Origin of the sequence: Helicobacter sp. CaF467b (assembly GCF_022664765.1) — a bacterium.
In the GTDB taxonomy this organism is placed as follows: domain Bacteria; phylum Campylobacterota; class Campylobacteria; order Campylobacterales; family Helicobacteraceae; genus Helicobacter_D; species Helicobacter_D colisuis.
Genome location: NZ_JALAIY010000001.1, coordinates 207607 through 215033, shown reverse-complemented (window position 1 = coordinate 215033; position 7427 = coordinate 207607). Strand labels below are relative to the sequence as shown.

Sequence of the window (7427 nt, the reverse complement as noted above, 5' to 3'; positions counted from 1 at the left end):
CCAAAAATATAGATAGTTTAAAACTATAGCAACGCTAAAAAGATTAAAATTCAAAACTTCATTCTCTTTATGTAGAATTAATTTAAAATTTCATTTTTATCTCTAGCTTAGGCTAGGGATAACTCCGCTAGTTAATACATAGTTAATCTTTAAAATACTACAATTACAGACTTAAACGCAAATTACAATCGAGGTTGATATGGGAAGAGCATTTGAATATAGAAGAGCAAGCAAAGAGAAGCGTTGGGATAAAATGTCCAAACTTTTCCCCAAGTTAGGCAAAGCAATTAGTATCGCTGTCAAAGAGGGTGGAAGTGGCGATCCTGATATGAATTCCAAACTCCGCACTGCCATTATGGCAGCAAAAGCCCAAAATATGCCAAAAGACAATATTGAAGCAGCAATTAAGAGAGCTTTAGGCAAAGATGGGATACAAATCACTGAAGTAAATTATGAAATCAAAGCACCACATGGTGCGCTATTTTTTGTCGAATGTGCTACAGACAACACTACACGCACGGTGGCAAATCTCAAAAGTTATGTCAATAAACTAGGCGGACAAATGCTAACAAACAATTCACTAGAGTTTATGTTTTCACGCAAAGCACATTTTGAAGTGAGCAAAGAAGGCTTAGGGGATTTAGAAGAGTTAGAGCTTAATCTTATTGATGCAGGGCTTGAATCGCTAGAAGTTGAAGAAGATATAGTGCATATTTATGGAGATTATACAAGCTTTGGAAGTCTTGCAAATGCCTTAGAATCACTCAAAGCTGATGTTAAAAAAGCCGCACTAGAAAGGATTGCTAATAATCCGGTAGAATTCAGCGAAGAACAACTTGCAGACATTGAAAAGTTACTTGATAGAATCGAAGATGATGATGATGTTCAAGCAGTTTTTACCAATATCGCCTAAAGGTGACAAAATCACTCAATAGATGATAACTTTTGTTTTTTTAAGCTAAATTATTTCAAAATTTCTGATGTAAATTTTACTAAAAAGGATTTCAAATGATGAATCAATTAACTAAAGAAACTTTTGCTAACGAAACAAAAGAAGGGGTTTGCCTTGTAGCCGTGGGTGCGCCTTGGTGTCCTGACTGCAAAAAAATCGAACCTATTATGGGAATGCTTATGCAAGAATATGCTGGTAAGGTAAAATTCTGTATGGTAATGGCAGATGAACAAGAAGCACTAAAAGATGAGCTTAATGTTCGCCGAATCCCCACTTTGATTTTCTTTAAAAATGGTGTGGAAGTGAGTGAAAGACTAGTTGAACCAAACTCTAAACCAATGATTGAAGATGCTCTTAAAAAAGCTCTTGAAGCATAAATCACTCTTGCCTTTAGGGGCAAGATTCTTCTTTTGAAACTCTCATAATTTTAACATAAGCACTTTTTAGCTACAATCCCTGCAGTATTTTCATTTAATTTAAGGCTATAGCAATGCAAAATCCACACTCCAAAGGCGGTTTTATTAAGGTTTTAGGTTTATTACTCATCATTTTGTTTGTGGGAATAGGTATTTTTATGCTTACTTCTGAATCTTTTGAAAAAGAATCGCCTCAAATCAACCTAAGAGAAAATTCTGCGTGGAATCTTAAAGACTTTTTCCCCATTCAAATCCAAGACAATGCAGGAATCAAAGTATATAGTGTTACGCTATTGCATAACCAAGAAAGGATACCACTCCAAACCAAAATCCTTACTTCCCAAAACTGCCTTAGCCCCAATGCAGACTTAAGTGAATCTCAAGAAATTCAAACTCACCCAAAAACACTCTGCATTGGAATCCAAAAGCCAAATAACATTAAAAATTCTACTCCTGAACTAGAGTTAGAAATCTCTGCAACAGATACAAGTCGCTGGAATCTTTTCAATGGTAACACCACCACAAAAACCTTTAAAATCCCTATTGATACCAAAAAGCCTCAACTAGCCATTCTCTCACATTCTTACAAAATCACACAAGGTGGTAGTGCGCTTGTTATCTTTCGCGCAACCGATGACAATCTAAAAGATATTCGCATTAGCAATGGCACTTATGATTTTCTCCCTCAACCTTTCTACAAAGAAGGCTTTTATATCTCGCTTATCGCTTGGAACAAAACTAGCCCTAACTTCAGTGCCAAAATCTATGCAAGTGATTCAGCAGGCAATGTCAGCATTGCACCTATTAATTTCTATCTCCAAAAAAAGCAATATCGTGATTCAACTATTCCACTTAAAGATTCATTTATTGATGGCAAAATTTCTATGCTCGTGCAAGAAATCGGAGAGAAAAATTTAGAAGATTTTCCTAATAAACTTGCTATTTTTAAATATATCAATGAAGATGTGCGAAAACAAAGTGCAAATCGAGTCTTTGAGGTGGCATCGCAGTTTGATAGGGAAACTTTGGTAACAGATTTTAGTCTTAAGGCATTCTCCCCACTTAGAAATGGTGCTGTCATGGCAAACTTTGGAGATCATAGGACTTTTAACTACCAAGGCGAAAATGTAAGCGAATCAAACCATATGGGACTAGATTTAGCAAGTATCAAACAAGCACCCGTTCTACTTAGCAATTCAGGAGTTGTTACCCTAAATGAATTTGTAGGCATCAATGGGAACACTATCATCGTTTATCACGGACTTGGACTCTCCACTCTCTATGCGCACCTAACAACACAAAAGGTTAATGTGGGCGATTTGCCTAATGCAGAAGATGAGATTGCTAATACTGGCAATACGGGCTTGGCTTTAGGGGATCATTTGCATTTTGGAGTTTTAGTTCAAGGGCATGAAGTTTGGACAGCAGAATGGCTTGATTCTACTTGGATTAAAACCAATATTGATGATATTATTAATGAAGCTAAGATTATAGTGGATAGATTATAGGCAAAATGATGGTAGAAGCACGACAAAGAAGCCTTAGATCTTTTATCTTTATAGCAGGTCAAGAAGAAGAAACTATTGCATATATCCAAAAACATTTTGTCTTGCTAAAAGATTTTTTGCTTGTCTTTACCTACCCTATTACAGATAAACTTTTAGAATTTTTGCATTCACAAAAACTCGCCTTTGTCGAACAGAAAAATTCTAAAAAGATTCTCTCTAAACTACCTGAAACCACAATCCCACAAGAATCCATCACAAAAACAGAATCCACACCACCCACTTCACAAGACCAAGAGCCCAAAAATGAAACACTAATACTGCATAGAACAATCCGTAGCGGAGAAGAAATCATCTCAAAAGGCGATATTACTATTTTTGGTCGTGTGAATAGTGGAGCGATGATTCAAGCTCAAGGTAATGTCCAAATCTTTGGTGAAATTAGTGGTAATGTTTTTTGTAATGGAAATTATATGATTCTAGGTCCTACAAAAGAGGGAAATATTCTTTTTGATGGCGAAATTATTGAAAGAGATAAACTCTCACAAAATTACCAAAAAATTTACAAAAAAAATAATGAAATCATAATTGAGGATTTATTATGAGACAGCAAACACTCGATAAACCAATTGAATTAGTCGGAATTGGACTACACAAAGGTGTCCCTGTAAAAATGCGCTTAGAGCCTTTAGAAGAAAATAGTGGAATCCACTTTTTTAGAAGTGATGCTGGGGTAAATATCCCACTCAAACCTGAAAATGTCGTGGATACCACAATGGCAACGGTGATTGCTAAAGAAGGGCACAAGGTCTCTACTATTGAACATTTACTCTCTGCAATCCACGCTTATGGGATTGACAATCTAAGAATCGTGCTTGACAATGAAGAAGTGCCTATTATGGATGGCAGTAGTATTGGGTATTGTATGCTACTTGAAGAAGCAGGAATCATACAGCAAAATGCACCTAAAAAAATTCTCAAAATTAAATCCCCCATTGAAGTTAAAGAGGGTGACAAATTTGTAAGGCTAGAGCCAAGCAAAGAGTGTATATTTGACTTTTCTATCCATTTTCCTCACCCTGCCATTGGCACACAAAATTATAAATTCACTTTTTCCACTTATAATTACAAAGAAGAAATTGCTCGTGCAAGAACCTTTGGATTTTTAAATGAAGTGCAATACCTCCGTTCAAAAGGACTTGCGCTAGGCGGTTCTTTAGATAATGCTATCGTGCTAGATGAAACTACGATTTTAAACAAAGACGGATTACGCTACAAAGAAGAATTTGTCCGACACAAAATCTTAGATGCTATTGGTGATATGTGTTTGCTTGGTATTCCTTTGCTTGGTGCTTATGTTTCTTATGCAGGAAGCCATAAACTCAACCACCTTTTAACTAAAAAAATTTTTGAAGAAAATGATGCTTATGAAATCATTCAATCATTCCAAGAAGATGATGATTACGCATTAGCCTATCAAAACGCCTAAAATGCATCAAATTTTTATCATTCCCACAAGCCAACCTATCCTTATTGGGATTTATAAAGATTATAAATTGGAATCTAGTCATTCATTGCCTTCCCAACTCTCTGAGGCACTTATCCCTTTTTTTGTCAAACTCAAAACACAGGGAATTGTTCCAAAAAATCTTTATTTTGTCCGCGGTCCTGGGAGTTTTATGGCATTAAAACTCATTTATTTATTTGCCAAAACTATGCAAATCACACAAAATTCAAATCTCTTTGCTACTCACGGCTTTTATTTTAATTCTAACTCACCCATTAAGGCATATGGGAATTCTTATTTCGTGCTAGAAAATGATGAAATTACACTAAAATCCTACCCCACTCCACCTAAAATCAAACCTTATATTCTACCTCAAAGACTCGATAAAAGTCTCTTTACAGAGACAATCAATCCACTTTATCTCTTGCCACCGGTGTAAAATGACGATTCAAAAAAAAGCAACCATTATCTCTAGCCTTGTCGCCTCTCTTTTGATTTGCGTTAAATTTATTGTAGGAATCTTAAGTGGTTCAGTTGCTATCTTAGCTTCTGCTATTGATTCTTTACTTGATTTATGCATTTCTCTTTTTAATCTTTATGCCATTACCAAATCCGAGCAACCTGCCAATTCCTCTTTTAATTATGGAAAGGGGAAAATCGAATCACTAGCAGCAGTTATTGAGGGTAGCATTATTTCTGCTTCGGGGGCTTTTATTCTCTATGAATCCTTTAAAAAACTCATTTTAGGGAGTGAATTAAATTATCTTACTTATTCTGTATGGGTAATGGTATTTTCTATTATAATTACAACTTTACTCGTTCTTTATCTTAATTTTGTAGCCAAAAAAAGCAATAATCTTGTTATTAAATCTGATGCCTTACACTATAAAACCGATATTTTAAGTAATCTAGCCGTTCTTGTTGCTTTAGTTATGATTTATTTTACAGGATTCAATGAGCTTGATGCACTCTTTGGAATTGGGATTGGAATCTACATTATCTATTCAGCTTGGACGCTTTTAAAAAGTGGAGTTTTGATTTTATTAGATAGGGCGTTAGATGCAAATATTATTCAATCCATTGAAAAAATACTTAATAGTGCGCCTATTAATAGCTACCACGATTTAAAAACAAGACAAAGTGGAGAGACTTATTTCCTTGAAGTGCATTTGGTTTTTAATGCTGAAATTTCTTTATTAGAAGCACATGACATTGCCGATTCCATAGAAAAGCAAATCAAAGCCTTAGAGGGTAGCTGGATTGTTATCACTCACCTAGATCCTGAAGATGATGAGGGGCGCTAATGCAATATTTACTTGATTTTTTACAAACAACACCAATTACCAAAACCAAAATTTATCCCTTTTTGCGATGCAGTGAAGAAGAGGCGCTAATTTTGCGTTATTATTGTAAAGAAATCTTAAAAGGAAATGAAGAGATTCTCTGTCTTGATACTATTAATGCCCTTTTTGTACCAAATAGCGATGAAGCAATCTTAAAATTTCTCCCCTTGTTTAAAAACCTCCTTGATTTAGGCTGGTTAAGTCAGAATCTTTTTTTAAAAAACTTAAATAATGAAGTGCTTTATTTAAAGCTACTTAACTCCACTTTTTCTCTAAGTAATAATTTTTTAAAACTCATTCAAGAAGGTGGAATCTACCCTAAACTCCCAAAAATCTCTGCTTATTCAGATCACTTGGATTATCTCAAAGATCAGTTTTTAGTCATTGATATTCTTTCTAGCTTACTTCCCTACAAAAAGGATAATCTCTCCTCCCCTTTTCTTGCTAAGGGTGAGCAAAAAATCAAAGCCTTGCAAGATAGAATCAAACAAAGATTGAATCTCACCAAAGAAAAACCAAATTTAGAAAAAATCTTTGAAGAATACAGCCTTAGCGATCAAGAAAAAATTATTTTTTTAGCACTTTTAAAAGAAGAGTATTCAGGTAGAGAATCCCAAGCAAGAGAACTCAATACCCTCATCAATCTTGTGAGTTTAAATGATTATGAGAGAATTAAAAATCGTGCCTTATTAGATGATAGAAGTAAGCTTGTCCAAAAAGGCTTAGTAGATTATGATGAAATTTTAAGCACTTTTGAGGGAATCAACCGCACTTTTTTTATCCCCGATGAAATTCTAAAGAAAATCACACACCCTAGCAATGAGAGTAAAAAGCAAAAAATTAGCCTTGAAGCCTTGATTGATAATCAAGATATTTTTGAATTTATCCAACCAAAAACCACTCTTAACAATGTTGTGCTAAACCCACACACAAAAGAAACTTTAGAAACACTTTTAAAACAAATGGATTCAAAAGTTCTCCAAAATCTTAAAAATTGGGGTATCAAAGATAAAAAACGCGGCATTGATGCAAAAATCATCTTTTATGGAGCTGCTGGAACAGGCAAAACAATGACTGCACTTGCCCTAGCCAAATCCCTTAAAAAAAGTATTTTAAGCTTTGATTGTTCTAAGATTCTCTCTATGTATGTAGGCGAGAGTGAAAAAAATGTCCGAAAAATCTTTGATACTTATAAAGAGCTCTGCAAAGAAAGCAAGGAAAGCCCCATCTTACTTCTTGATGAAGCCGATCAATTCCTTAGCATGCGAAGCACAAGTGCAAATAGTGCAGATAAAATGCACAATCAAATGCAAAATATTTTTTTAGAACAAATTGAGAAATTTAATGGAATCTTAATTGCTACAACTAATCTTTTGGAAACTATTGATACGGCATTTTCAAGACGCTTTAATTATAAAATTGAATTTAAAAAACCTAATTTAGAGGAAAGACTTTTGTTGTGGGAAAAACTCTTGCCCAAAAACGCTCCCTATGAAAAGACATTTAACCTAAAATCTCTTGCAGAATTTTCTCTCACTGGAGGACAAATCTTTCTTGTTATTAAAAATACTGCTTTTTTAGTCGCCACACAAAAATCCCCTCTTTTTACCACACAAATATTTATTGAAGAGATTAAAAGGGAATTAAATTCTAACTTTGATGGGCAACGCGAAATGGGATTTCACATTTAAGCTTTGCAAATTA

8 protein-coding genes are annotated in these 7427 nt (G+C 34.6%); all 8 read left to right on the top strand.

What is annotated here, in order from left to right; genetic code table 11:
• The first annotated feature begins 199 nt into the window (after positions 1 to 199).
• The 8 genes from MKD52_RS01085 (at position 200) to MKD52_RS01050 (ending at position 7414) form a co-directional block, all read left to right on the top strand.
• Positions 200 to 913, top strand: a complete 714-nt coding sequence (locus MKD52_RS01085) for a YebC/PmpR family DNA-binding transcriptional regulator (RefSeq protein ID WP_242098957.1) — start codon at positions 200 to 202, stop codon at positions 911 to 913.
• A gap of 95 nt (positions 914 to 1008) precedes the next feature.
• Entirely contained in the window at positions 1009 to 1329 is a 321-nt protein-coding gene (locus MKD52_RS01080; protein ID WP_181566527.1) for a thioredoxin family protein, read from the top strand.
• Between the two features lie 113 nt (positions 1330 to 1442).
• The gene (locus tag MKD52_RS01075) at positions 1443 to 2876 is read left to right on the top strand and encodes a M23 family metallopeptidase (RefSeq protein ID WP_242098956.1); all 1434 of its coding nucleotides are present in this window, start codon (positions 1443 to 1445) and stop codon (positions 2874 to 2876) included.
• An 8-nt stretch (positions 2877 to 2884) separates the two neighbouring features.
• Positions 2885 to 3478 carry a septum site-determining protein MinC gene (locus MKD52_RS01070; protein ID WP_242098955.1) on the top strand — a complete coding sequence of 198 codons (594 nt, stop codon included), beginning with the start codon at positions 2885 to 2887 and terminating at the stop codon, positions 3476 to 3478.
• A complete protein-coding gene (gene lpxC / locus MKD52_RS01065) occupies positions 3475 to 4362 on the top strand; it encodes a UDP-3-O-acyl-N-acetylglucosamine deacetylase (protein ID WP_242098954.1) in 888 nt (295 codons plus the stop codon). Before MKD52_RS01070 ends, lpxC begins: the two co-directional genes overlap by 4 nt.
• A 1-nt stretch (position 4363) precedes the next feature.
• Positions 4364 to 4819 (top strand): hypothetical protein, encoded by a 456-nt coding sequence (locus tag MKD52_RS01060; protein WP_112057054.1) that lies wholly within the window; start codon positions 4364 to 4366, stop codon positions 4817 to 4819.
• A 1-nt stretch (position 4820) separates the two neighbouring features.
• Positions 4821 to 5684, top strand: coding sequence for a cation diffusion facilitator family transporter (locus MKD52_RS01055; RefSeq protein ID WP_242098953.1), 864 nt, complete (start codon positions 4821 to 4823; stop codon positions 5682 to 5684).
• Positions 5684 to 7414 (top strand): ATP-binding protein, encoded by a 1731-nt coding sequence (locus tag MKD52_RS01050; protein WP_242098952.1) that lies wholly within the window; start codon positions 5684 to 5686, stop codon positions 7412 to 7414. Before MKD52_RS01055 ends, MKD52_RS01050 begins: the two co-directional genes overlap by 1 nt.
• The last annotated feature ends 13 nt before the right edge of the window (positions 7415 to 7427 follow it).

Bases quoted from the DNA above. Each gene is read 5' to 3' on its own strand.
- MKD52_RS01055 (WP_242098953.1), top strand. From the start codon at position 4,821: ATGACGATTCAAAAAAAAGCAACCATTATCTCTAGCCTTGTCGCCTCT.
- MKD52_RS01080 (WP_181566527.1), top strand. From the start codon at position 1,009: ATGATGAATCAATTAACTAAAGAAACTTTTGCTAACGAAACAAAAGAA.
- MKD52_RS01050 (WP_242098952.1), top strand. From the start codon at position 5,684: ATGCAATATTTACTTGATTTTTTACAAACAACACCAATTACCAAAACC.
- MKD52_RS01075 (WP_242098956.1), top strand. From the start codon at position 1,443: ATGCAAAATCCACACTCCAAAGGCGGTTTTATTAAGGTTTTAGGTTTA.
- MKD52_RS01070 (WP_242098955.1), top strand. From the start codon at position 2,885: ATGGTAGAAGCACGACAAAGAAGCCTTAGATCTTTTATCTTTATAGCA.
- MKD52_RS01085 (WP_242098957.1), top strand. From the start codon at position 200: ATGGGAAGAGCATTTGAATATAGAAGAGCAAGCAAAGAGAAGCGTTGG.
- MKD52_RS01060 (WP_112057054.1), top strand. From the start codon at position 4,364: ATGCATCAAATTTTTATCATTCCCACAAGCCAACCTATCCTTATTGGG.
- lpxC (WP_242098954.1), top strand. From the start codon at position 3,475: ATGAGACAGCAAACACTCGATAAACCAATTGAATTAGTCGGAATTGGA.